The sequence below is a fragment of the Rhizobium sp. BK181 genome, assembly GCF_014193305.1.
In the GTDB taxonomy this organism is placed as follows: Bacteria; Pseudomonadota; Alphaproteobacteria; order Rhizobiales; family Rhizobiaceae; genus Rhizobium.
In genome coordinates this window covers 218,194-242,525 of sequence record NZ_JACHZA010000005.1, presented here as the reverse complement: position 1 = coordinate 242,525, position 24,332 = coordinate 218,194, and the positions used below count along the sequence as shown (strand labels likewise).

25 protein-coding genes are annotated in these 24,332 nt (G+C 60.4%); 15 read left to right on the top strand and 10 right to left on the bottom strand.

Annotated features, from left to right (window positions below; translation table 11 throughout):
- Nucleotides 1-8: 8 nt before the first annotated feature.
- From FHT77_RS15550 to FHT77_RS15540, 3 genes are all read left to right on the top strand, one after another.
- Complete coding sequence (locus FHT77_RS15550) at nucleotides 9-521, top strand: MarR family winged helix-turn-helix transcriptional regulator (RefSeq protein WP_183755854.1); 513 nt, start codon at nucleotides 9-11, stop codon at nucleotides 519-521.
- 121 nt (nucleotides 522-642) lie between these two features.
- Entirely contained in the window at nucleotides 643-1,665 is a 1,023-nt protein-coding gene (locus FHT77_RS15545; protein ID WP_016557029.1) for a LacI family DNA-binding transcriptional regulator, read from the top strand.
- 20 nt (nucleotides 1,666-1,685) lie between these two features.
- On the top strand, nucleotides 1,686-2,633 hold the full coding sequence (locus FHT77_RS15540) for a 2-hydroxyacid dehydrogenase (RefSeq protein ID WP_183755853.1): 948 nt from the start codon (nucleotides 1,686-1,688) through the stop codon (nucleotides 2,631-2,633).
- A 48-nt stretch (nucleotides 2,634-2,681) separates the two neighbouring features.
- Here FHT77_RS15540 and FHT77_RS15535 read toward each other — a convergent pair whose 3' ends face one another.
- Nucleotides 2,682-3,053 carry a hypothetical protein gene (locus FHT77_RS15535; protein WP_016557031.1) on the bottom strand — a complete coding sequence of 124 codons (372 nt, stop codon included), beginning with the start codon at nucleotides 3,051-3,053 and terminating at the stop codon, nucleotides 2,682-2,684.
- Between the two features lie 243 nt (nucleotides 3,054-3,296).
- Between FHT77_RS15535 and FHT77_RS15530 the strand changes: the two genes are divergently transcribed.
- Complete coding sequence (locus tag FHT77_RS15530) at nucleotides 3,297-4,199, top strand: adenylate/guanylate cyclase domain-containing protein (RefSeq protein ID WP_183755852.1); 903 nt, start codon at nucleotides 3,297-3,299, stop codon at nucleotides 4,197-4,199.
- Between the two features lie 37 nt (nucleotides 4,200-4,236).
- Here the strand turns inward: FHT77_RS15530 and FHT77_RS15525 are convergent, their stop codons facing one another.
- A complete protein-coding gene (locus tag FHT77_RS15525) occupies nucleotides 4,237-5,013 on the bottom strand; it encodes a gamma-glutamyl-gamma-aminobutyrate hydrolase family protein (protein WP_183755851.1) in 777 nt (258 codons plus the stop codon).
- A gap of 296 nt (nucleotides 5,014-5,309) precedes the next feature.
- On the opposite strand from FHT77_RS15525, the gene FHT77_RS15520 reads away from it, so the two are divergent.
- Nucleotides 5,310-6,419: a TRAP transporter substrate-binding protein gene (locus tag FHT77_RS15520; protein WP_183755850.1), complete on the top strand. Its 1,110-nt coding sequence runs from the start codon at nucleotides 5,310-5,312 to the stop codon at nucleotides 6,417-6,419.
- A 60-nt stretch (nucleotides 6,420-6,479) separates the two neighbouring features.
- Here the strand turns inward: FHT77_RS15520 and FHT77_RS15515 are convergent, their stop codons facing one another.
- Both FHT77_RS15515 and FHT77_RS15510 read right to left on the bottom strand, forming a co-directional pair.
- On the bottom strand, nucleotides 6,480-8,018 hold the full coding sequence (locus FHT77_RS15515) for a TRAP transporter large permease subunit (protein ID WP_183755849.1): 1,539 nt from the start codon (nucleotides 8,016-8,018) through the stop codon (nucleotides 6,480-6,482).
- A gap of 21 nt (nucleotides 8,019-8,039) precedes the next feature.
- On the bottom strand, nucleotides 8,040-8,579 hold the full coding sequence (locus tag FHT77_RS15510) for a TRAP transporter small permease subunit (protein WP_016557036.1): 540 nt from the start codon (nucleotides 8,577-8,579) through the stop codon (nucleotides 8,040-8,042).
- 330 nt (nucleotides 8,580-8,909) lie between these two features.
- On the opposite strand from FHT77_RS15510, the gene FHT77_RS15505 reads away from it, so the two are divergent.
- From FHT77_RS15505 to FHT77_RS15475, 7 genes are all read left to right on the top strand, one after another.
- The gene (locus FHT77_RS15505; protein ID WP_183755848.1) at nucleotides 8,910-11,213 is read left to right on the top strand and encodes a bifunctional diguanylate cyclase/phosphodiesterase; all 2,304 of its coding nucleotides are present in this window, start codon (nucleotides 8,910-8,912) and stop codon (nucleotides 11,211-11,213) included.
- A gap of 150 nt (nucleotides 11,214-11,363) precedes the next feature.
- On the top strand, nucleotides 11,364-12,116 hold the full coding sequence (locus FHT77_RS15500) for an N-acyl amino acid synthase FeeM domain-containing protein (protein WP_183755847.1): 753 nt from the start codon (nucleotides 11,364-11,366) through the stop codon (nucleotides 12,114-12,116).
- A gap of 183 nt (nucleotides 12,117-12,299) precedes the next feature.
- Entirely contained in the window at nucleotides 12,300-12,524 is a 225-nt protein-coding gene (locus FHT77_RS15495) for an aa3-type cytochrome c oxidase subunit IV (RefSeq protein WP_114714416.1), read from the top strand.
- Between the two features lie 101 nt (nucleotides 12,525-12,625).
- Entirely contained in the window at nucleotides 12,626-13,774 is a 1,149-nt protein-coding gene (locus tag FHT77_RS15490) for a Re/Si-specific NAD(P)(+) transhydrogenase subunit alpha (protein ID WP_183755846.1), read from the top strand.
- Entirely contained in the window at nucleotides 13,774-14,172 is a 399-nt protein-coding gene (locus tag FHT77_RS15485; protein ID WP_183755845.1) for a proton-translocating transhydrogenase family protein, read from the top strand. The genes FHT77_RS15490 and FHT77_RS15485 overlap by 1 nt, the downstream gene beginning before the upstream one ends.
- Before the next feature lie 7 nt (nucleotides 14,173-14,179).
- Complete coding sequence (locus FHT77_RS15480) at nucleotides 14,180-15,574, top strand: NAD(P)(+) transhydrogenase (Re/Si-specific) subunit beta (RefSeq protein WP_183755844.1); 1,395 nt, start codon at nucleotides 14,180-14,182, stop codon at nucleotides 15,572-15,574.
- Between the two features lie 81 nt (nucleotides 15,575-15,655).
- Nucleotides 15,656-16,279 (top strand): LysE family translocator, encoded by a 624-nt coding sequence (locus tag FHT77_RS15475; RefSeq protein ID WP_183755843.1) that lies wholly within the window; start codon nucleotides 15,656-15,658, stop codon nucleotides 16,277-16,279.
- Between the two features lie 51 nt (nucleotides 16,280-16,330).
- Here FHT77_RS15475 and FHT77_RS15470 read toward each other — a convergent pair whose 3' ends face one another.
- From FHT77_RS15470 to rpsU (FHT77_RS15450), 5 genes are all read right to left on the bottom strand, one after another.
- Entirely contained in the window at nucleotides 16,331-16,813 is a 483-nt protein-coding gene (locus tag FHT77_RS15470; RefSeq protein WP_183755842.1) for a DUF992 domain-containing protein, read from the bottom strand.
- A 57-nt stretch (nucleotides 16,814-16,870) separates the two neighbouring features.
- The gene (locus FHT77_RS15465) at nucleotides 16,871-18,529 is read right to left on the bottom strand and encodes a sensor histidine kinase (RefSeq protein ID WP_183755841.1); all 1,659 of its coding nucleotides are present in this window, start codon (nucleotides 18,527-18,529) and stop codon (nucleotides 16,871-16,873) included.
- Between the two features lie 222 nt (nucleotides 18,530-18,751).
- A complete protein-coding gene (locus FHT77_RS15460; RefSeq protein ID WP_183755840.1) occupies nucleotides 18,752-19,816 on the bottom strand; it encodes an FAD-binding oxidoreductase in 1,065 nt (354 codons plus the stop codon).
- Between the two features lie 24 nt (nucleotides 19,817-19,840).
- Nucleotides 19,841-20,704, bottom strand: coding sequence for a tetratricopeptide repeat protein (locus FHT77_RS15455; protein ID WP_016557047.1), 864 nt, complete (start codon nucleotides 20,702-20,704; stop codon nucleotides 19,841-19,843).
- Between the two features lie 135 nt (nucleotides 20,705-20,839).
- Nucleotides 20,840-21,052 (bottom strand): 30S ribosomal protein S21, encoded by a 213-nt coding sequence (gene rpsU / locus FHT77_RS15450; protein WP_003585885.1) that lies wholly within the window; start codon nucleotides 21,050-21,052, stop codon nucleotides 20,840-20,842.
- A gap of 445 nt (nucleotides 21,053-21,497) precedes the next feature.
- Here rpsU (FHT77_RS15450) and FHT77_RS15445 point away from each other — a divergent pair, with 445 nt between their 5' ends.
- The 3 genes from FHT77_RS15445 to FHT77_RS15435 all read left to right on the top strand — a co-directional run bounded on the left by FHT77_RS15445 (nucleotide 21,498) and on the right by FHT77_RS15435 (nucleotide 22,651).
- Nucleotides 21,498-21,707 (top strand): cold-shock protein, encoded by a 210-nt coding sequence (locus tag FHT77_RS15445; protein ID WP_016557048.1) that lies wholly within the window; start codon nucleotides 21,498-21,500, stop codon nucleotides 21,705-21,707.
- A gap of 451 nt (nucleotides 21,708-22,158) precedes the next feature.
- Nucleotides 22,159-22,398, top strand: coding sequence for a 30S ribosomal protein S21 (gene rpsU, locus FHT77_RS15440; protein WP_007527643.1), 240 nt, complete (start codon nucleotides 22,159-22,161; stop codon nucleotides 22,396-22,398).
- 34 nt (nucleotides 22,399-22,432) lie between these two features.
- Nucleotides 22,433-22,651 (top strand): hypothetical protein, encoded by a 219-nt coding sequence (locus FHT77_RS15435; RefSeq protein ID WP_183755839.1) that lies wholly within the window; start codon nucleotides 22,433-22,435, stop codon nucleotides 22,649-22,651.
- A gap of 95 nt (nucleotides 22,652-22,746) precedes the next feature.
- Here the strand turns inward: FHT77_RS15435 and FHT77_RS15430 are convergent, their stop codons facing one another.
- A complete protein-coding gene (locus FHT77_RS15430) occupies nucleotides 22,747-24,183 on the bottom strand; it encodes a DUF1254 domain-containing protein (RefSeq protein WP_183755838.1) in 1,437 nt (478 codons plus the stop codon).
- Nucleotides 24,184-24,332 lie beyond the last annotated feature (149 nt).

Below are 24,332 nucleotides of genomic sequence, written 5' to 3'. Positions count from 1 at the left end.
GGATGGCGATGGGGAAGAAGCACAAGGACGGAAAGAAGCAGAAGTCCAAGAAGAAGGACCAGACTGAATATACCGTCGTGGATCTTTCGCCGGCTTTGACGCAGGCAGCACGATCGATGCGAACCGTCCTTTCACGCAATCTCCTCGAAAGCGGCCTTTATGCGGGTCAAGACGGCGTGATCCTTTCCCTGGCTGAAAGCGACGGGATGACGGCTGGCGGGCTGGCCCACAAGCTCGGCGTCAAGGCGCCGACCATGACCCGTACGATCGGACGCATGGAGGCGCAAGGCTTCCTCGAGCGCAAGCCGGACGCAGAAGATGCCCGCCTGACCAAGGTCTACCTCACCGAGCTTGGTCGCGGCAGCGTACAGGCAATCGAAACGGCAGCGTCGGCCTGCGACCACATGGCGACCCAGGAATTTTCCGAGAAGGAAATCCGCAATCTGGTCCGTCTCTTGAAGGCCATCGATGCCAATCTGCAGTCGGCCGCGATCCCGTTCGACGAGCCTGAGGAAATCTGACAAATTTGTGAAATTACGAATTGCCTCGCTGCGTTTAATCTTTTAATTAAACATTTTAATAAGGCTCGGCCGCTCCGTCGGCTGAGCGCATAGAAATCCGCGCGTTGCCTGGGGAGGACACGTGGCACAAAAGATCAAGCTTTCGACGATCGCCGAAACGCTCGGCATTTCAACAGCAACCGTATCTCTTGCCTTACGTGACAGCCCGCTGGTGGCTGGCGCCACCCGAGACAAAATCAAGGAACAGGCGCGGGCGCTCGGCTATATCTACAACCGCCGCGCCGCCAGCCTGCGCACGTCTCGCTCAGGCATCATCGGTGTCGTTGTGCACGACATCATGAACCCGTTCTACGGCGAGATCCTGAAGGCGATCGAAAGCGAGCTCGATCGCAGCCGCCATACTTTCATCCTGTCCAATCACTACGACTCGGTCGAAAAGCAGCGCACCTTCATCGAGACATTGCTGCAGCTCGGTGGCGATGGCGTCATCATGTCGCCGGCGATCGGCACGCCGCAGGAGGACATGCAGCTTGCCGAAGACAATGGCATGCCGGCGATCCTGGTTGCCCGTTCGCTGGACGGCTTGGACCTTCCGACGTACCGCGGCGACGACAGCTACGGCATTTCACTCGCGACCAATCACCTGATCGGGCTGGGCCACAGCTCGATCGCGATGATCGGCGGCACCGACCAGACCTCTACGGGACGCGATCGTTACCAGGGTTACGTCAACGCGCTACGCAAGGCCGGCATAGATGTCGACCCTGGCTTGCGCATCCCCGGCCCGCGCTCGATGCAGGGCGGCTTCGAAGCGGCGGTGCACTTCCTGTCGTTGCCGCAGAAGCCGACGGCTGCCGTCTGCTGGAACGACCTCGTCGCGATCGGACTGATGAACGGCATTGCCCGCGCCGGTCTCGTCCCGGGCAAGGATATCTCGGTCACCGGCTACGACGACCTCGAGGAAGCGTCGATCTCAATGCCGGCGCTGACGACGGTATGGAATGGCCAGGCCGAAGTCGGACGCCTTGCGGCTCGCGCGCTTCTCGATCGTCTGGCCGGCAGCCACGAGCCTGACGGGCTCCATCTCATCAAGCCGGAGATGCGCATCCGCCAGTCGACCAGCCCCCATCGCCCGCGCCCCTAGGCAAGCCAAGAGGAAATGCCATGTCCCGCATCGCTGTTCTCGTTCCCGGGAAGATACACGAACGCGTCCTGAAGCGCCTGAAGGAGGGCTTTGAGGTCATCGAAGCCGATCCGACGACGCTCGACGCGGCGGCCGCGGGGCGCATTCGCGGCGTCGCCGTCTCGGGCACGTTCGATGCGGCTGCAATCGACAGTCTTCCGAGTGTGGAACTGATCTCCAGCTTCGGCGTCGGTTACGATGGCGTCGATGCCAAGCATGCCGCGACCAAGGGCATCATCGTCACCAACACGCCCGACGTGCTGAACGACGAGGTCGCCGATACGGCGATCGGGTTGTTGCTCAACACGATCCGCGAGTTTCCGCGTGCGGAAAACTGGCTGCGTGCCGGCAACTGGCTGCCAGGGCAGAACTATCCGCTGTCACGTTTCTCCCTGAAGGGGCGGCATGTCGGAATCTACGGCCTTGGGCGGATCGGCCAGGAAATTGCCAAGCGCCTGGAGCCGTTCAAGGTCAAGATCAGCTATCACACGCGCACGCGTCATCCCGATGCGCCGTACGGCTATTATCCGTCGCTGAAGGATCTCGCCGAGGCCGTCGATACGCTGATCTCCATCGTCCCGAAGACACCACAGACCCATAAGACCATAAATGCGGAAATCCTGTCCGCACTTGGACCTGACGGCGTCTTCATCAACATAGGGCGCGGCTGGACAGTCGACGAGGATGCACTTGCTCAGGCGCTGAAGTCCGGAACCATCGGTGCCGCCGGGCTCGATGTTTTCTACGACGAGCCGAATGTCCCTACTCAGCTGCTCGATCTGCCGAACGCGGTGCTTCTGCCGCACCTCGCGTCGGGCTCGGTGCCGACACGGAATGCCATGGCGAATCTGGTTGTCGACAACCTCGTCGAGTGGTTCGGGAAGGGCAAGCCGCTGACACCCGTACCAGAGACTCCGGTGAAGGCGTAGCTCGCCAGCGGGCGCGCGAAGGCGCGCCCGTCGGGATAGGCGACTCAGCTATTTGGCAACATGCCAGACGCCGCCCATGCCATCGCCCTTCATGTCGCCTTCCATCTTGTCGTCGACAAACATGTAGAGCGGCTTGCCTTCATAGGCCCACATTTCCTTGCCGTCCGCTGCCTTGACCAACGTCCAGTCGCCTTCCGCCTTGGCCTTGGCCGCGGCATGGAAGGCTGGCCATTTCTTCAGGCAGGCCTTGTCGCAGTTTGACTTGTCCTTGGCATCCTTGTCGAAGGTATAGAGGGTCATGCCCTTTTCGGTTGCCAGGATCTTGCCCATCTTCGTATCGACCATCTTGGCCGGTTCGGCGGCAAATGCCGAGAGGGCACTCGTGGCCAACACGGCCATTGAGAGCAACAGCGTTTTCATGATTTTCCTCCCACTCGGGAGCGCCAGCGGAATGCCGGTAATACCCGATCTAACTGATAGAAACGCTCCATCGGGACAGCTGTTCCGCGATCATCGGCCTGCGGCAGAATGTCGCGGTCAGCAGGGCGTGCATGAGAGGTTTTTCGGCAACGTTCGGTCGCGTCAATTTACATCAATCACAATCGCGCATATTCATTTCGCTTCTCGGACGGCCTTGCGTTGATTGGGTAAAGGCGAGACATCATGAACGAAATGCGGCGCAAGCTGACGACCATCTTCTCTGCGGATGTCCAGGATTACACGCGACTGATGGGTGCCGACGAAGAGGGCACGCTTGCCATGCTGAAGTGGTCGCGCGATGCGATGTCGCGACTGATCGGCGCGCATGGCGGCCGGGTGATCAATACCTGGGGCGACGGGCTGATTGCCGAATTCCCGAGCGTCGTGGAGGCCGTACGCGCCGCAATCGACGTCCAAAACGAACTCGTCGGCATGAACGCAGCTCGGCCGGCGGACGGGCGGATGCTCTACAGGATCGGCATCAATCTCGGCGATGTCCTCGCCGAGGGCGACGATATCTACGGCGACGGCGTCAATATCGCCGCTAGGCTTCAGGCTTCAGCACCGGCCGGCGGCATCGTGATTTCCAATACCGTCTATGATCAGGTTCGCAACAAGGTCGCCGTCGGCTTCGATTTTCTAGGAGCGCTGACGGTAAAGAACGTCAGCGAGGCTGTGCCAAGCTATGCCGTTCGGATCGGAGTAGAACCATCTGCCGGACCAGCTCCGGCGGCCGGTCCGTCGCCGGCGGTCGCAGCGTCCGAGCCGGTCCGCTTGTCTGACCCCAGGGTGCGGAAGATGGCTGGCGTGTTCGCGGTTGTCGCCATCGCTCTGTTGCTAATCAACCTGCTGTCGTGGCAGGGCGTGTTCTGGGCAGCGTGGCCGCTTCTTGCCCTTGCCTTTGTGGTCGCCATGGGGTGGGTCCGCAGCCAGAACCGTTTTGACCGGCGTATAGCCGGATTCGCGGTTGTCGGCATCGGCATTGTCATGATCAATCTGTTGTCATGGCACGGCGTATTCTGGGCCATATGGCCGCTTCTGGGCCTAGCCGTGACTGTAGGATTGCGATGGGCGATGCGCCGCTAGAAGCGACCGATTGGCCGGCGGTCAGGCGGTCAGGCGGTCAGGCGGGCAGGTGTCTTTCCCTCAGTAGCTTGCTTGCCGCATAGTCCCTGACGGCGTCGCCGAAGGCCGTGAAGATCTGGTTCGATGGCTTGTCGGTCTCGGCCCAGTATTCCGGATGCCATTGAACACCGACCGCAAAAGCCGGCGCATCGATCACGGAGACCGCTTCGATCGTCCCGTCTTCGGCCACTGCTTCCGCCTGCAGGCGTGGGGCCGTCTTAGCGATGGCCTGGCGATGCAACGAATTCACCCTGATTTCGCCCGGACCGACAATGCCCGCGATGCAGGACCCTTCCTTGACGAAGACGCTCTGGCGGATCGCGTACTTGCCGTCACGGTCAACCTCGGCCGGGGTGCGGTGATCCCATATGCCGGGCTGGTCCTGGATTTCGCTGGCAAGCGTGCCGCCCAAGGCGACGTTGAGTTCCTGAATGCCGCGGCAGATTGCGAGCAGCGGAATGGCCCGGTCGATGGCACGGCGGATCAGGGGCAGGGTGGTGGCATCACGCGCGATATCGAAGGGGCCGTCGGCATCGGTCGCGGTTGCGCCGTAGTAAGACGGGTGGACGTTGCTGGCCGAACCGGAGACAAGGAGGCCGTCGACCCGGTCCAGAATCGCGTCCGTTCCGTAGCCTTCCTCGAAGGCCGGAATGATGAAGGCCATGACGCCGGCGGCATTGAGTGCCGCGCGCACATATTGATGCTGGACGGCATGCCACGTCGCACCGTCGAAGGTGCGGATATCGGCAGGAACGGCGACGATCGGCTTCGTCATTTCAACCCCGGTCAGAAGATCAAGTTCGCTATTGTGAGAGCCGAGAACGGCCCGGAAGTCAACGTCTCGGCGCAATCGCGGGCGGAATTACGGCGTTGCTCGCCGCCGGTTTCGCCAGGGCCCGTCTAACCCGCTGATTTTGATGGAAATGCCTCGGCCACCATATTGCCGTCGTGATGCCAAAGACTAATGGGACAGTGCTTGAAACACGGTCGCCACCGTGCTTAGTTTCGCCTATCGCTGCGGGGCAAAGATGAGGGTTCACCTCGCAGTACCATCTATACGGGAGGTTTTTGATGGATCGTCGTTCATTCATGAAGAAGGCAGGGACCGCCGGCGTCGGTGCGGTTGCTGCTGCAGGCACGCTGGCAGCGCCTGCGATTGCACAAGAGAACCCCAAGATTTCGTGGCGCATGACGTCGTCGTTCCCGAAGAGCCTGGATACGATCTATGGCGCGGCCGACGATATCTCCAAGCACCTAGCCGCGGCGACCGACGGCAATTTCACCATTCAGCCGTTCGCGGCTGGTGAAATCATTCCGGGCCTGCAGGCCGCTGACGCCGTCAGCGCAGGCACCGTCGAGGCAGCCCACACCTGCTCGTATTACTTCGTCGGCAAGGATCCAACCTATGCGATCGGAACGGCGATCCCGTTCGGTCTCAACGGTCGCCTGACCAATGCCTGGTTCTACGAAGGCAACGGCAACAAGCTGATGAACGAGTTCTTCGCCACGCAGGGCATCTACGGCCTGCCGGCGGGCAATACCGGCGCGCAGATGGGCGGCTGGTTCCGCAAGGAGATCAATACGCTCGACGACCTCAAGGGCGTCAAGATGCGTATCGCCGGTCTGGCCGGCCAGGTCATCAGCAAGGTTGGAGTCATTCCGCAGCAGATCGCCGGCGGCGACATCTATCCGGCGCTCGAAAAGGGCACGATCGATGCCTCGGAATTCGTCGGTCCCTATGACGATCTGAAGCTCGGCCTGCACAAGGTTGCGAAGTACTATTACTATCCGGGCTGGTGGGAAGGTGGGCCGACCGTCCATGCCTTCTTCAATCTGGAAAAGTGGAACAGCCTGCCGAAGCACTACCAGGCGGCGCTTACCGATGCCTGCGCCTTTGCCAATACCAACATGATGGCAAAGTACGACATGAAGAACCCGCCGGCGCTGAAGCAGTTGGTATCGGAAGGCGCCACGCTGCGTCCCTTCAGTCAGGAAATCATGGAAGCCTGCTTCCAGGCTGCGCTCGGCATCTACGCCGAGATTTCGGCATCGAACCCGTATTTCAAGAAGATCTATGAGGACCAGACCGCGTTCAAGCGCGATGCCTATCTCTGGGCACAGCTGTCGGAATACACCTTCGACACGTTCATGATGATTCAGCAGCGCGCCGGCAAGATCTGACAGGCAGCTCAGTACGGACAAGGAAAAAGCCCCGGATTTCGATCCGGGGCTTTTTTGTTGTCAGTTGATCTTCGGCGGCTGGCTGAGGTCCGTTGCCGGCGGCGGTGCGGGTGCCGCTGCTGGCGGTTGGCCGGGCAAGCCGTTCATCGGCGGCAAGGTCAGGCCAGGCAGTTGTGGCGAGCCGCCCGGTGCTCCAAGCGGCGGCAGCCCCAGGCCGTTGCCGCCGAAGCCCGGCACTTCGATCTTGATCGAGTTCGGATCGACCTTCGGCCCCTTGTCCAGCCAGTAGGTAACCGACTGCGGCCAGAAGATCACGATTGCGACGAGGATTAGCTGCATGCAGACCCAGGGTAGGGCGCCCATGTAGATGTCGGATGTCTTGACGTTGCGATCGGCAATGGACCGCAGATAGAAGAGCGCGAAGCCGAAGGGCGGGTGCATGAAGCTCGTCTGCATGTTGACGCAGATCAGCACGCCGAACCAGATCAGGTCGATGCCGAGAGCCGAGGCCACCGGTGCCAGCATCGGGATGACGATGAAGGCGATCTCGAAGAAATCGAGGAAGAAGGCCAGCACGAAGATGAAGATGTTGACGAAGATCAGGAAGCCGACCGGGCCGCCTGGGATGCCCGACAACATGTGTTCGATCCAGCGCGAGCCGTCCATGCCCTGGAAGACAAGGCTGAACACGGTCGAGCCGATCAGGATCATCACCACCATCGAAGTAATGTGCATGGTCGACCGCATCGCTTCCTGCATCAGCGGCCAGGTGAGGCGGCGATGCATCGCGGCAAGCACCATGGCGCCGACGACGCCGAGCGCGCCCGCTTCCGTGGGTGTTGCGAGTCCCATGAAGATCGTGCCGAGGACAAGGAAGATCAACACGATCGACGGCACCATGCCGGAGAGCACCCTCAGGAGCAGGGACCAGTTGAAGTCGCCGCGCACTTCCTTCGGCAGCGGCGGCATGGAGGCCGGCTTCAGGATCGACAGGACCAGAATATAGCCCATGAAGATCGCGACCTGGAGGATCGATGGGCCGATGGCGCCGAGATACATGTCGCCGACCGACTTGCCGAGCTGGTCGGCAAGGACGACCAGCACGAGCGACGGCGGGATGACTTGAGTGATGGTGCCGGAGGCGGCGATGACGCCGGTCGCGAGCCTTGGGCTGTAGCCGTAGCGCAGCATGATCGGCAGCGAGATGACGCCCATGGTGATGACGGAGGCGGCCACCGTGCCGGTGATGGCGCCAAGCACGGCGCCGACCAGGATTACTGCGTAGGCCAAGCCGCCCGGAATGCGGCCAAACAGTTTGCCAGTTCCCTCGAGCAGGTCCTCGGCGAGGCCACAGCGTTCCAGGATGGCGCCCATGAAGGTGAAGAAGGGGATGGCGAGTAGCAGATCGTTGGAGACGATGCCGAAAAAGCGTAGCGGCAGCGCCTGCAGGAAGGCTTCGCTGAAATGTCCAGTGGCGATGCCGATAATGCCGAAAAACAGGCCGACGGCAGCCAGCGAAAAGGCGACCGGAAAGCCGTAGAGCATGAAAAGGACCATGCCCACGAACATGGCCGGCGGAATGATGCCGAAATCAAACAATGGTGTTCCTCCCGGTCCGGCTTACTGCAGCGGCTTTTCGTATGTTGTGTCGATCTGCATGTAGCCGGTGAGGGCCGCGATCCGCTTGATCAACTCCGAGATGCCCTGAAGGGTCAGCAGCCCGAAGCCGAGGAACAGAACGAGCTTGACCGGCCAGCGGATCAGGCCGCCGGCATTGGCAGAGATCTCATGCTGCAGGTAAGACGCCAGGAAGAAGGGCCAGCAGAGCCAAGTCAGGAAGATGCAGGCGGGGATCAGGAAGACAATGAGCCCGATGATATCGATCCAGATCTTGGCCTTGTCGGAGACGGAGCCGTAGATAAGGTCCACGCGCACGTGTTCGTTCATGCGCAGCGTATGGGCTGCGCCTAGCACGACGATGAAGGCGAAGAGATACCATTGGATCTCGAGCCAGCCGTTGGAGCTGTAGTTGAAAGAGTAGCGGATCAGCGCGTTGGCTGCGCTGATCAGACAGCAAAGCAGCACCATGTATTCGGACAATTTGCCCATGAATTGGCTGACCGCATCGATCAGCCGGCTGACGGTCAGCAAAGCCGGCATGCCATTCCCCCTGTTATGTCGCGCGGTTTTATGCGCCTTTTATCTTTCCACCGGTGTAGACCACGGTTTTTTAAATTGAAAGGTCAAAGGGGGTATGTTGGAATATAGTCGTATAAGCCTTTCGCAACCCGCTAGGCGTTAGTGCTGAAGCATCTAAACAACCTGAAGCTAGGCGGGAAACGGCGAAAACTTCCCCGCATGGCTGCATAAGTCCTTGCAATCGCTAAAAATCACGCCAGGGTTTTGGAAAATTCGACAAAATGTGTGGATTACACGAAATCAATTTTTAAAGGGTTGGGGATAAGGTTTCGCCGCACAGGGAAAGTATGGATGAAGCCACATAACCCGAACAGGGTCCCTACCGACGTTTATCTGTCGTTTGTCAGTTCCCTCTTCGGGAATCGCATGACACTCGTCGCGGGTGTCGTCGTGCATGTGGTTGCCTTCCTCGCTGTTGCCCTGAAAACCAGCTCTCCATTCTACGTCGTTCTTTCGCTCGGTTTTCTTGCGGTTTTCGCCGGCCGCATGGTCACCTTCCGCATGTTCGACAAGGTCGATAAGCTGACGCTGTCGCGTGACCAGATCGAACATTGGGAAACGGTCTACGTCATCGGCGCTGCCTCGACCGCTGCGATCCTGGGCATCGGCAGCGGTTACGCGATCTTCTTCCTGCAGGATCCGTTTGCCGAACTGGCCTGCATCGCGGTCACCATGGCGTCGATGGTCTCCGTCGTCGGCCGAAACTACGGATCGCAAAAGGCGATCGACCTGCAGACGCTGGCCTGCTGTCTGCCGATGATCATCTGCAGCCTGATGGCGCTCGACTTCTATCGTGCGATCCTGTCGGCCTTCCTCATTCCGTTCGGCCTGACGACGCGGGCAATGGCAAATGGTGTGCGCGAGTTCCTCTATGAGAACGTCATTGCGCGCCGCCAGATCTCGATGATCGCCGATCGCTTCGACACGGCGCTCAACAACATGCCGCACGGCCTGGTGATGGTCGATCCGGAAAATCGCATCCAGGTCATCAACCGCAAGGCCTGCGACCTCCTGAAGATCGGCGATCCGGATCGCTTGAAGGAGCGCGACCTCGGTGCGGTGCTGCGCTACGGCGCCCGCTACAGCTTTATGGATTCCACGCAGCCGGAGCTTATCCTGCGGCAGATGACGCACGTCGCCGAAGGCAAGCTGTCGCGCACGTTGATCCACTTTCCTGAAGATCTGTCGCTGGAGTTTTCCGCCAGCCGCCGTGCCGACGGCGGCGCCGTGTTGATTTTCGAAGACGTATCGAGCCGCGTGAAGGCCGAGCAGAAGATCCTGCACATGGTTCGCTTCGATGCACTGACCGGCCTGCCAAACCGCGAGTACTTCAGCCATCTCGTGCAAGACTACCTAGGCAAGCATCCGAAGAAGCGCGGCCCCGTCGGCTTCATGGTTCTGGATATCGACGAGTTCAAGCATGTCAACGACATGCGCGGCCACATCACGGGCGACCGCCTGCTCTGTGCCATCGCAGCCCGCATCGCCAAGCAGGCGGGCAAGGCGATCGTCGGCCGCCTGATGGGTGACCAGTTCATCCTGTTCTTCCCGCATGCGAAGGACATGGCTGCGCTCGACGCCGAGATTCATCGGTTCCATGAGAGCATCCAGGGCAACTACGAGGCCGATGACGTCACGTTCCTCGTTTCGCTGAGCGCCGGCTTTGCGATTCTCGAGAGCGATGCCTTCGCGATGGAGGAGTGGAGCATCAAGGCGGATCTCGCGCTCTTCGAGAGCAAGTCAAAACAGCGCGGCGGCATTGCCGGCTTCGAACGCGAGATGGATGGCCGCTATATCGAGCAGCAGAAGCTCAAGGCGGATCTGCGCGAGGCGATCGGCAAGCACGGCCTCAGCATTGCCTACCAGCCAATGTTCAGGGCTGACGGAACACGCATCGAATGCGCCGAGGCGCTGGCGCGCTGGGTCCACCCGGAGAAGGGTGCGATCCCTCCGGATGTCTTCATTCGTCTTGCAGAGGAGATGGGCATCATCTCGGAGATTACGCGCTTCATCCTCATGAAGGCGTGCGCCGACTGCATGAGCTGGCCGGATCATATCGCGGTTTCGGTCAACCTGTCGGCGCGCGACCTGCGCGACGCGGATATTCTTGCCGTCGTTTCCGAAGCGCTCGAGGCGTCGGGTCTCGAGCCCGCGCGATTGCATCTCGAAATTACCGAAAGCTGCCTGATCGACGAGCCGGCCGCGGTGCGCGCGATCCTTGCCGAACTCAGGGCGCGCGGGATCACGATTGCGATCGACGACTTCGGCACCGGCTTCTCCAGCCTCAGCTACCTCGACACGCTGCCGCTCGACATCGTCAAGATCGACCGCTCGTTCCTGCGCAACATCGTCGAGGACGGGCGCCGCCTCAAGTTGCTGCGCGGCACCGTCAACCTGGCGCGCGAGCTCGGCCTCAAGATCGTCACCGAGGGTGTCGAGACCACCGAGCAACTGGCCTTGCTCAACAAATATCGTGCCACCGATCTGGTGCAGGGTTACGTCTTTTCGCCGGCCGTTCCGGCGCAGAACATCGCCATCCTCTCCCAAAGCCTCAGTCGCCGCACGGCCCCACGTCGTCGCCCGAAAGTTGCATGATCTGAGCGGCCGCTTCGGCCGACCGCGCTCTGGTTCAAGAGCGGGCCGTTAACCTTAACAATTCAAATATAACGCAAATCCTCGAAGCATTCTTGCCCTTCGCCCGGTTCCATATGATTAATGCTTCGTTAACAGGCGGACCGGGTAACTATGGCAGACAGCCCTTTAAAGACGAGTGATTTCAGCAGTAAACTTCTTGAGATAATGGACCACGTCGAATACCGTCGTGTCGAAAGCGGCGAGGACATGGAAGCGGTGGAGCGCCTGCGCTACAAGGCCTACAAGGCCCGTGAAGTGCTTCCGGTCGCCGCCAAAGGCATGATCGACGAAGCCGATTTCGATAGCCAGGCGTATGTTTTCGGACTGTACTATTATGAACAGCTCGTCAGCACGATTCGCATCCATCACGTGACGCCGGACCACCGTGTCTCACAATCGGGCGGTATCTTTCCGGCGGAAATGGATGCGTTTCTGGACGCGGGGCTGAGCCTGATCGATCCGGCGCGCTTTGCTGCCGACCCCGAACTCAGCACCGAAATGCCGTGGATCCCTTATCTGACGCTGCGTCCGAACATCGTCGCTGCCGCGCATTTTCGCGCGGACCGTGTAATGCAGCATGTGCGCCCTGCGCACGCGGCCTTCTACAAGCGCGTCTTCTACGCCGACACCGTTGTCGCCAGCCGGATGACGGAGACCTACGGTTTCGACCTGACACTGATGGCGACCAACGTCATCGAGGTCGGGCGAAAGCTGTTGACGCGCTATCCGTTCTTCATTTCGAGCGCCAGCGAACAGCGGATGATGTTCTCGCGAACGCCCAATCACACGCTGCCGCCGCTGACCATCATACCGACGGCACGGTTCATGGCTGAAGGCGACCTCGGATCCGATCTTCCCCTGTGATCCCATGCGCTTGAATTTGGCTGAGAATGTCGCCCGCCTGCGGCATTCTCATGCATTGCGCTTTATCGAAGCTTTGTGTAATCCCTCTGCAGGGATATTCCCTCGTGGGATCGAGGGAATCATGGCAGTCGAACGGTCGTGCTGCTTGCGTGCCGACCGGGAAGTTTGAGGGAGACGATATTCATGGCCGAGCATCACACCGGACCTGCCGAAGTCGGCGCGCCGATGGACTACAAGGAGCATGAGCAGACTTACAACATGTTCCTTGCCGCGACGAAGTACGGCACACTGTTTCTTGTTGCTCTTCTGCTTGGCATGACGGCTGGCTTCTTCACCGGTGCTGGTTTCCTTGGTGGCCTCGTTGTCCTGCTGATCGTCTTCATCGCTGGCCTCGTTCTGCTGCGCTAAGCGCAGCGCGGGGAGGGGCGCTTTTTCCAAAGCTTTGACTGAATGCTCGGGCTGGGCAGGCGAAGCCTGCGGCAGACTGGCTGACCCGGAGGAGGGGGCGGTTGGGCAATATTGTTTTTGTGGCGAAGGAAACCACGGGGGAGGAGACGCGCGTCGCTGCGTCCGTGGAAACCGTAAAGAAAATGGTTGGTCTTGGCCTCGACGTCGTCGTCGAGGCGGGAGCAGGCACCAAGTCGAAAATTCCGGATGCGGAATTCGAGGCCGTCGGTGCACGGATCGGTTCGGTTGGTGCCGCAGCAACCGCCGATGTGGTGCTGAAGGTTCGGCGCCCGACCGACGAGGAGATTGGCGGTTACAAGGGCGGCGCGATCGTAATCGCCGTCATGGACCCCTATGGCAACGACGAGGCGATCGCCGCCATGGCCAAGGCCGGGCTTTCGAGCTTCGCCATGGAACTGATGCCGCGCATCACCCGCGCGCAGTCTATGGACGTTCTTTCCTCACAGGCTAACCTTGCAGGCTACCAGGCGGTCATCGAAGCGGCAGCGGTCTATGATCGCGCCATGCCGATGATGATGACGGCGGCCGGCACTGTTCCTGCGGCGAAGGTTTTCGTCATGGGCGCCGGCGTTGCCGGCCTGCAGGCGATCGCCACGGCGCGTCGTCTAGGTGCTGCGGTATCGGCGACCGACGTTCGTCCGGCGGCGAAGGAGCAGGTTGCCTCGCTCGGTGCGAAGTTCATCGCCGTCGAGGACGAGGAGTTCAAGGCGGCCGAAACCGCGGGCGGCTACGCCAAGGAAATGTCCAAGGAATACCAGGCGAAGCAGGCGGCCCTTGTCGCCGATCATATCGCCAAGCAGGACATCGTCATCACCACGGCCCTGATCCCGGGGCGTCCGGCGCCAAGGCTGGTCTCGCGCGAGATGCTGAAATCGATGAAGCCGGGCGCGGTCGCCGTCGATCTCGCCGTCGAACGCGGCGGCAACATCGAAGGCGTCAAGCCGGGCAAGGTCGCCGACGTCGACGGCGTGCGCGTCATCGGTTACGCAAACCTGGCCGGTCGGATCGCGGCCAGCGCTTCGGCTCTCTACGCCAAGAACCTCGTCACCTTCCTCGAGACCATGGTCAACAAGGAAACGAAGGCGGTTGCCCTCAATCTCGAGGACGAACTGATCAAGGCGACGATGCTGACGCATGCCGGCAGTGTCGTGCACCCGGCATTCGGCGGCGCGAAAAAGGGGGATAACTGATGGCCAGTGAGGCAATGGACAAGGCGCTGGAGCAATTGAACCAGGCCCTGAATGCCGTGACGTCGGCTGCTGCCCACGCACCGGAGGCCGCAAGTGCCGCCACAGGCGGCGCGATCGACCCCTTCGTGTTCCAGTTCGCGATCTTCGTGCTGGCGATCTTCGTCGGCTATTACGTCGTCTGGTCGGTGACGCCGGCGCTGCACACGCCGCTGATGGCGGTCACCAACGCGATCTCCTCGGTCATCGTTGTCGGTGCGCTCCTGGCGGTCGGCATTTCGACGAGCGGGCTTGCAACCGGCTTCGGCTTCGTCGCGCTCGTTCTCGTTTCGGTGAACATCTTCGGCGGCTTCCTTGTCACCCAGCGCATGCTGGCGATGTACAAGAAGAAGGACAAGTGAGGACCGCATGAGCAGTATCGCAGCCTTCCTTTATCTTGTTTCCGGCGTTCTCTTCATCCTGGCATTGCGCGGGCTTTCCCATCCGGCCAGCAGCCGCAAGGGCAATCTCTACGGCATGGCCGGCATGGCGATCGCCATGCTCACCACGTTGACGCTGGCGACGCCGTCCTTCGGCGGCTTCGTGCTGATCGTCCTCGGTCTCGCGATCGGTGGCGGCGCGGGCGCCTACATTGCCCGGGTCATTCCGATGACGTCGATGCCGCAGCTGGTTGCCGGGTTCCACTCGCTGGTGGGCCTCGCGGCCGTGCTGGTCGCAGCTTCTGCGCTCTACACGCCGTCGTCCTTCGGCATCGGCAACATCGGTGAGATCCACACCGAGGCACGGATCGAGATGGCGCTCGGCGTCGCGATCGGCGCCTTGACCTTCACCGGGTCGATCATCGCCTTCCTGAAGCTCGACGGGCGCATGTCCGGCAAGCCGATCATGCTGCCCTTCCGGCACGTCATCAACATCGCGCTGCTGGCACTGATCGTGCTCTTCATCGTCGGTCTCGCGGCAACGGAAAGCCATTTCGATTTCTGGGCGGTCGTCGTTCTGTCGCTGGCGCTCGGCGTTCTGCTGATCGTGCCGATCGGCGGCGCCGACATGCCGGTCGTCGTGTCGATGCTGAACTCCTATTCGGGTTGGGCAGCAGCCGGCATCGGTTTCACGCTCGGCAACCTGGCACTGATCATAACAGGCGCGCTGGTCGGCTCGTCGGGTGCGATCCTGTCCTACATCATGTGCAAGGGCATGAACCGCTCGTTCATTTCGGTCATTCTCGGCGGCTTCGGCGGCGAAACCGTCTCGGGTGGCACGGATAATTCCGACAAGACCGTCAAGCTCGGTTCGGCGGAGGACGCCGCCTATCTGATGGCGAACGCCTCCAAGGTCATCATCGTGCCGGGCTACGGCATGGCGGTGGCGCAGGCACAGCACGCTCTTCGCGAGATGGCCGACAATCTGAAGAAGAACGGTGTCGAGGTTAAGTACGCGATCCATCCGGTCGCCGGTCGCATGCCCGGTCACATGAACGTGCTGCTGGCCGAAGCCAACGTGCCTTACGACGAGGTCTTCGAGCTCGAGGACATCAACTCGGAGTTCGCACAGGCTGACGTTGCCTATGTCATCGGTGCCAACGACGTCACCAATCCGGCGGCGCGCGACGACAAGACCTCGCCGATCTACGGCATGCCGATCCTCGATGTCGACAAGGCCAAGACCTGCCTGTTCGTCAAGCGCTCGCTCGGCTCCGGCTACGCCGGTATCAACAACACGCTGTTCTACAAGGACGGCACGATGATGCTGCTCGGCGATGCCAAGAAGGTGACCGAGGAAATCAACAAGGCGATCGGCCACTGAGCCGTCGCCAGGCCGCTTGATCTCGGTTAAAGTATAAGGGCGCAGGCTTGGCCTGCGCCCTTTGTTTTGCACGGTGATGTCATGTCCCTCGAAACGCTGCTTTTCTACGTTCCCGCCTGTTTTGCGCTGAACATGGCGTTTGGTCCGAACAACCTGCTCTCGGTGACGATCGGCGCGCGAGCTGGAATGGGCATGGCGATTGCGGCTTCCGCCGGCCGCATCGTCGCCTTCGCCATCATGATCGCCATTACAGCCTTCGGTCTCGGTGCCCTGCTAATGGCGTCAGGTGTGGCCTTCTCGATCGTGAAGTGGCTGGGTGTCGCTTATCTGCTCTGGATTGGTTTCAAGCTGTTCCGCGCGAAGGTGGATGTGTCGGAACTGGCGGCTGCCCAACACCCTTCAACGTTCAGGGCCTATCTGCGGCAGGAATTTCTCGTCGCGTCGAGCAATCCCAAAGCGATCCTGATTTTTACGGCGTTTCTGCCGCAGTTCGTCGAACCCAGTGCCTACTGGCAAAGTTTCTTCATGCTTGGGGGAATTTTCCTGGTCTTGGAGGTTGTCGCGATCGCCATCTATGCCTTCGTCGGTTCCCGACTCCGTGGCGTCATGCGCAACGCCTGGGCGGTTCGCCTGGTCAATCGCATCAGCGGTTCGATGATGATGCTGTTCGGGGGCGCTCTTGCCCTGACACACCGTTCCGCCTGATATACAAGGAGAGAGGCTTCTCGCCTCTCTCCTCTTTGGCGCGACCTGAAATCAGGTGGCAGCCGGCGCCAGCGTCAGTTTTTCCACGCCGAGCGCGAGGTTCAGACCCTCCTGGGCCTGCACGTTCAACGGCTGCAGCATGAAGGATTGGTTGGTGCCGCCGGCAATGACCTTGGCACCAGCACCGGCGCCGAAACTCGCATCGGCGCCTACGCCGTAATACTCACCGGCCAGCGCGAAATCGGGAATATTGGTTCCGGTCTTGGCGAGCACCTGCCAGATCATGACGGTTTTGCCCGTCTGGCCGACATCCAGCCCAAATTTCTGGATCGTACCGGCATAGACGACCTTCGGTCCGCCCTCCGCCGGTGTGTAGGTGCAGAGGAGGTTTTTCTGAGACGTGACGATCATTCCCTGGCCACCCTGCGATCCGCAGACGAGCTGGCCAAGTGTCATATAGTTTGCAGCACTTGCCGGGTTGGCGATGGCGGCTACTGCGGCCGCCGCCGCGGCAATCATCGTTTCCCTGAACATGGTCTTCTCCTTTCGAGTAGCCTGTCGGAAACGAGCGTTTGCGAGGTTTGTTCCGCGCTAGGCGCGCTCGAAGGAGCGGCGCGGTGCCGTCAACGTCCAATAGAAACCCTCAGGCCGGAACTCAATCTCGACGGTACCGGAGAAGGCTGCAGCGGCGTGGTTCTTGATGATCGTCGTACCGAAACCCGAGCCCTCAGGCGTGCGGGTGTGCGGGCCGTCTCGTTCTTCCCACGTAAAGATAATGAGGGGCTCCTTGCGCGTTTCATCCTGGGCATCCCGCCAGCTCAGCCGAACACGGCCATGGGGGACGGAGAGAGCCCCGTACTTGACCGAATTGGTCGCCAGTTCATGCAACACGAGGCCGAGGTTCTGCACGACGTCCGGCTTCAGGGTGAAGTCCTTGCCCGAAATCTCGGCCTGCTCGGTCGCCTGCGGAAAGCTCTTGAAGTGAATGTCGATCACCCGGCGCAGCGATGCGCCCGCCCATTGCTCGCTGGTCAGAAGATCGATCGAGCGGGACAGGCCTTCGAGGCGATCAGCAACAGCCGCCTGGTATGCCTCGACGCTGTCGGCGCGCTTGGCGACCTGCCGCATCATCGCCTGAACCAGGGTCAGGAGGTTCTTGGTGCGGTGCACGAGTTCGTTCATCACGAAGTGCAGCCGATCCTCGGTCTGACTCCGGTCAAAAGAGGCATTGGAGAGCGCGATCGCGACCTGGTTGGCCTCGATGACGCTGGTTTCGATCGGCGCCACGATGTGGCCTTCGCCCATGCGATTGGCCATGTCAGCGATCGATCGTATCGTCGTGCGGACCTGACGCGCCACCACATAGGCGGCCAGAATGGCGACCAACATCAGCGCCAGGCCGCCGATAACCAGAAAGCGCCACGTTGTCAGTATCGACGCCTGCGCCGTGGCGACTGGTCCCCATATCACCGCCTTCCAGGACCAACCCGGGATCTGCGCGTAGCCGAGCATTGCCCTGGGCAGGACCTGCTTGTTCTCGTAGACGCCGCTGGAATTGATCAGTGACGGAAGGATGCTTGGATTGAAAGGTTGGCCGAAGCCGATACTGGTGGCGCCGGCGGAGGCAACAACGTGGCCGCTCTGGTCGATCACAGCGGCAGACCAATCGTTCGGTAGGCCTTCGGTGGTCACAAGTTTTGCCAGGTCCCTGGCATTCTGCGTGATGATCAACGCCCGGACCCTGCCAGCCTGCATCGGCATCGTGACGTTGTAGACGAATTCGCCGCTCGTTCGCCCCATGAACACGTCGGACGCTTCGATTCGCCCCGATTTGATAGCTGCTTCGATGGAGGGGAGATTGCCAGCCTTGCCGAGCGCCTCGCCATAGTCTCTGCGCGTGTTCAAGAGTTGCTGCCCGTTCTCGTCGACGGCGAGGACGTAGAGGTTGTCAGCCCGCAGAGACGTTTCGGTTCGCGCATGGAACGACGCAAAGTCATTGCTCTCCAATTCCGGAGAGTTGGAAAGCAATCTTAAAGTTGTAGCCATGTCCTGAAGCTGGCGATCAATGGAGCGGGCAAGCGCGGTGGCGTCCTGGGCTGTCTCACGCTTCAAAATCGACCGTTGGTTGTCTTCCAACTGTGCCAGCAGAAGAGCCACGAGGGCGAAAATTGGCAACGCCGTCGCAACGGCCATCGCGATCAGGTAGGTCCCGATCGATGCTTTGGGAAAGAAGCGGAAGCGGCCCTTCATGAGCCTACGCTTCGCTGAAGCACGCGGCCGGAAACATCGGTGTGCGCACCGCTTACAGGCATGAAAGCAAAAAACTGGACCACCGCAATTGCCTTCAACGCGCCCCCGGGTCTTCCTGATAGCCTGCTATCGAAGTCGCTGCATGTTAGGGACAGGTGCTGCTGCTTGCAACATACTAAAACATGTCGTCCGGCAATTCGCAAATCTTTGTTCGACTGCCTCTCAGCCAAATCTTTTGAGACGGAACGACCCGAGGGATGGATCCGCTTGGCCAGAAAGAATCTCGTTAGACGCGAGTACGCCGACGAGCGGCGCCAGTGTCACGCCCGAGTGCATTACGGCAAGATAGAGGCCGTCCGGCCCGCAATTGCCGATAATGGGGAAGCCGTCCTTGGGTGTTGGACGGTCGCCGACGGTGAAGAAGTCCATGCTCAGCCGTTCGCTCCCTTTCAGGCGTTCCTTGAGCCTCGCAAAGAGCGCAGCGGCAGTCGCGTGCTGGTCGGCGCCGGGATCGGTGCCGCCAAAATCGGAGCCGGCGATGATACGGCCGTCGGCAGTCTGACGCATGTGCAGGTCGGGTGCCATGACCAAGCCGATCAACCGTGTTTCGAATGGACGTGAGTGAACGATCAGCCCGGGTGGCGCTTCCAAGGGCAGTGTAACGCCGACGGAGGCGGCAAGCGGTACGCTGCCGGCACCCGCCGCCAGCACGACATGGTCGGCGTCGATCATGCCTGCCGAGGAGACCACGCCCACAATCCGCTCACCGCTGCGCACAAGACCGTCGACCGCGGCGCTGACAAACCTGGCGCCCCTGGCCTCCGCATCGGCGATGAGCAACCGAGCGGCCGCAACGGGCTCGACCGCGCCTTCTTCCGCGACCGAAAGCGCGAGATCGGGAACCTGTGTCAGGTAGGGCTCGCGTGCTGCAATTGCCGCGCCGTCCAACCGCTCGATGCCGTAACCCCACGATGAGTGTTCGACGGCAAAGGCCTCGAGTTGATCGTCCGGCAGATCCCAGCTGATGCCGCCGCACCAGGATAACGGCAGTCCAGGCAGGTCACGGGCCAAGCGCTTCCACTCGGCCATCGCGCGGCGGCGAAAATGAAAATAGAACTCCGGGTTTCCCCAGCTTGCATTGATCCAGGCAAAGGAATTGGGTGTGGCGACACCGCCAATGTCTTCCGCGACCATGGTAACGGCCGCGCCGCTACGGGTCAGGTGCCAGGCAATGGAGGCCCCGACAATGCCGGATCCGACGACGACCACATGCTGTTTCGCTGCCATCGTCGTCTCCGTGCTTTTTATGTCTTAACCGGTCGTCGCAGCGCCCACGCGGGCAAGACCGTCCTTGGCCGGCTGGTACTTCGGATCGAGGCCGATCGCGTGGCGGTAGGAGCGAGCGGCCTTGTCCTTTTCGCCGCGGCGCTCGTAGACCAGCGCCTGGTTGGCCCAGGATTCGGCAATGTTGCCGTTGAGTTCGATCGCATGGTTGAAGTCGGCAAACGCGTTGTCGTCGTCGTTCAGGGCGATGTAGGAAATGCCGCGACCGTTATAAGGCTCCGGCGCGTTCGGCGAGAGCGAGATCGCCTTCGAGAAGTCGTCGATCGCCTTGTCCTGCTGATTGCGCTTCTGATAGATCAGGCCACGATTGTGATAGGCGCGGCCGTCGGTCGTGCCGTTCTGAATCGCCTTGTTGAAATCGTTGAAGGCGGCATCGTCCTGACCGGCGGAGCGGTAGACATTGCCGCGGCCGATCAGGGCCACGTCGTAGTTCGGGTTGATCTGCAGCGCGGAATTGTAATCCTGGATCGCCTGCTGCTGCTGGCCCATGTTGCGGTAGACCAAGGCGCGGTTGGCGTAGGCCTGGTAGAAGCGCGGGTTCAGCTGCAGCGCCGTATTGAAGTCGTTCAGTGCGGCGCGGAAATCGCCGCCACGGCCGTAGGCAGAACCGCGGACGTTGTAGCCTTCCGGATCTTTCGGATTGGCGTTGATGACAGAGGTCAGCGAGGCGATGTTTTCCTGCGAACCCTGTGCCTTGTCGATGCGGATCACGGCATCGGTGGTGTTGCTTGTCGTGCAGCCAGCAAGGCCTAGCGCGGTGACGATTGCGAAAACCGGCAGAACGGCGATTTTCGGCGAACGCAGAGAGCGGGTCTTGGTGATGTCAGCCATGCGGGCTCGTTTTCCCCCAGTGCAGCCGGTCCGTTTCAAGGACGGGCAAGCTTCAGCAGCAAATAAAAAAGCGGTGGCGAACAGATCGCCCCCGCCAACATGCATCTGAAAACGTCGAAATAACGACAGCTACGCTTAGCGTGCGACGAGACCTTCGCGCTGTGCCCGCTTGCGAGCCAGCTTGCGAACACGACGAACGGCTTCGGCCTTTTCGCGAGCGCGCTTCTGCGACGGCTTTTCGTAGTAGTCGCGCATCTTCATTTCGCGGAAAATACCTTCGCGCTGCATCTTTTTCTTGAGAGCGCGGAGAGCCTGATCGACATTGTTATCGCGGACAAGTACCTGCACGAGAATCACGTTCCTTTGGTTTGGTTGATGCCGGCGACGGCAAGACGCCAGAGGCAAAAAAATATACGGTTCGCGCAGCCGGAGCCTTGCGATTGAGGATGCGGATAGCAGAATGGCGGGGGGAAGTCCATATGGTCTCACAGCCTTGCCGCAAAAAACCGCCCGCGGCGCCGCAAAACCACTTTTTTTGAGCGTGGAAGACGGCGACATCAGCATAGCTGGAGCGTCGCCAATGGGGGTTGCACCGCGGCCTTGTGCACGGGGCGGGATCAAAAGCCCGGTTCCTTGCCTTGTTTATTCCGCAGTTTGCCTTATATGTAACCCATCGACTGTTGGTTGTGACCTTTGTCAAAGAGCGCGAAGCTCCGTCAGATTTCCTCTCAAAATCGATCTTAGCCTTGTGAATAAACGCATGGGCAGTAACGACTATTGAAAGGAGATCGTTATGAATTCAGGTACCGTTAAGTGGTTCAACAGCACCAAGGGTTTCGGCTTCATTCAGCCGGACGATGGGAGCACGGACGTTTTCGTTCATATCTCCGCGGTTGAACGTGCTGGTCTAGGAAATCTGTCCGACGGCCAAAAGATCACCTATGATCTCGTTCGCGACAAGAAGTCCGGCAAGAATTCTGCCGACAACCTGCGCTCAGCTTAATTCTCATTCGGCCTGGCTGACCACGGATGTACTGGCAGCCGAGAGCCTGATGGCGAAGGTCGGGATCAAACCCGGCCTTTTATGCTTTTGATGATCAAGACAGTTCGGTGAAACCAAATGGCACCCATGCCAAGATATGCTATCGGCGACAGCATCGTTCTAAAGGGCGGTTTCGTCCGTACCGAACAGGCGAGCAGGACCTGCAGGATCGCGGCGATTCTTCCGTCTGACGGCAGTCGCGCACAATATCGTGTTCGCTTTGAAGGCGAAAACTTTGATCGGCGGATCATTGAGAGCGATATCGACATGAGTCAGTCGGCATCCCCTACGCCGAGAGACGACGCCATTGCGGATATCCAGGGCGGATCCTGGCTGAAAACGTCAAGCCTCAGGGTGAGGAAGTAGTCTCCACTCTGACCAATCGGCAAAGTGCCGCACGAAAGGAAAGAATTTGCAGGTTCTCGTTCGAGACAACAATGTCGACCAGGCGCTCCGCGTCCTGAAGAAGAAGATGCAGCGTGAAGGTCTCTTCCGCGAGTTCAAGGCACGCAGCGCTTACGAAAAGCCCTCCGAGAAGCGTGTTCGTGAGAAGGCCGAAGCCGTTCGCCGTCAGCGCAAGCTGGCGCGCAAGAAGCTTCAGCGTGAAGGTCTTCTTCCGGCTCCGAAGAAGGCAGTGCGCCCGGCCCGCTGACCTGCCGTCTGGCAGGTCTAGACAGAGGAAGCAGATGACTTCAAAAGACGAACTCTTCAATCCGGCCAAGCTCTCTCCGCGCGATAAGGCAGCTGCCACCGATACGACCGCGAAAGCGATCATCACGGCCGAAGCTGCGGCGCGCGAAAAGAAAACGGAGCGACTGAAGGCCTTGCGCCTGCAGCAGGAGGCCGAAGCGCCGCCGGCCGCCGCCCCGGCCAGGAAGCGTCGAACTGCGTCAAAGTCGGCTTAATCCCCAGACAGCCTCGCGCCTTTTGGCGCGAGGGCTCTCATTGGTCGAGCCGAGCTAGGCTCGGAGCGCTAGATGCCGTAGTAGGTGCGGATGCACTACTGTGCGGTAACCTGTTGGAGCGCAGGCACCATTTCTATCGGCGGCGGATTCCATTTCCCCGTGAGCGCTTCGCTTGCCGGTCCGTAAAGGCGCATGGTCAGGTTGAATGACCCGGCGGGTGCCGGTAGCCAGTTCGCTTCCTTGTCCTTGCCTGGGCTCTTGTTCTGGAAATAGAGATCAAGCGACCCGTCGGCGTTGTAGACGAACGGCATCCAGCTGCTGACGGCAAACCGGTTCAGATCGTTGGCGACCTGAAAACCCTCCGGATCATAAAGTGTGACGGACCAGAACGCCTTCACCGGCGGCAGGTTCGACTTGTCGAAGTGAAGCTTGTAGCTGTTCGTTCCGTTCAGCGGGTTTCCCTTCTCGTCGCCGAGGTTGAGGGGATAGATCGCGTCCTCCGGCAGGTTGGCCCCGAGGCCGAGTTGCGCGACAATCGCCCGCTTCAGATAATAATTGCCGTAGACGCCCATCGTGTCGGTGTTCATCGACCAGTTGTTGGCCACGCGCGCAAGCGACGGGACTTTCCATTCCATCAGCTTTTGTGCTGCGGCCGGTACATCCTTCAAAGCGGCGGCGATGTCGGGTGCGATCTTGGTTTTATCGAAGCTCTTTCCCGGTTCGATCCCGATTCGCTTCATCTGGCTGATGATCGGCTGATCGGTGATGTGCGGCGGATTGACCTTCAGCACCTCCGCTGCATAGGCGAAGAAATCCACTGCCGTCATCCCGTCCACTGTCTTCTTTGGCGGGGTTTTCATGTCGATGTCAGGATTGATCGTGACCTTCACCGGCTCAACCGTCTTGCCCCACTGCGACAGCGGCGTCACTGTGTAGCCAGCCTGGATCTTGTGAACGGCGTCGTAATCGGGTGGCCCATCCGTTTTCGTGCGTCCGATGACCCAGACATACGGCGTCGGCGCATCGATGCGTTGTGTTCCGGCGGGAAGCTCTTCGCCTGTCCAGCCAGGCGGGACAACGGCGAAATCGGCCTTCGCCGTTCCTGTTGTGCGCCAACCCGGCGAGGCGAAGACGTCGCTCCACATATCCAGCATGGGCAGCAGATAGAAGCGGCCGTTCGTATCAGGAGCCGAGACGATCATCGGCTCCTTTGTCATATCGAGCCAGGCAACCGAGTAGAGAGTATCGAAGTTGGGCCGAACGACGTCCCTGAAGTCCGCAGTCGGGAATTCGGGGACGTTGACGAACATGTTGGTCGGGCCTCGGCCCATTGTCTTGCCGGCCTCGACGTTGGTTGCCTGCGCGCGGGTGATATCCATGGTGACCAGCGGGTAGAGGTAGAGATAGGCGTCGACGCCGATCGACGCCGCTTCCTCCTTCGTCAGGGCGTCCTCGGCGGCGACGACAGGGCCGCTCAGGCAAGCCCCTGATAAAAGCAGACTAACGGTAAGGGTGATGAAATGCGATTGCATGGCTAATCCTCCCTGAGACCAGACAGCGGGCATCGTGCCGTGTCGGCCGGTTCATTTATGCCAGATCGGACACCAACCCATACGACGCCGGCGTCTGGCCTATGAATGTTGTCATTGCTGCCGACTCGAAACCCTCAACGCGCAAAAGG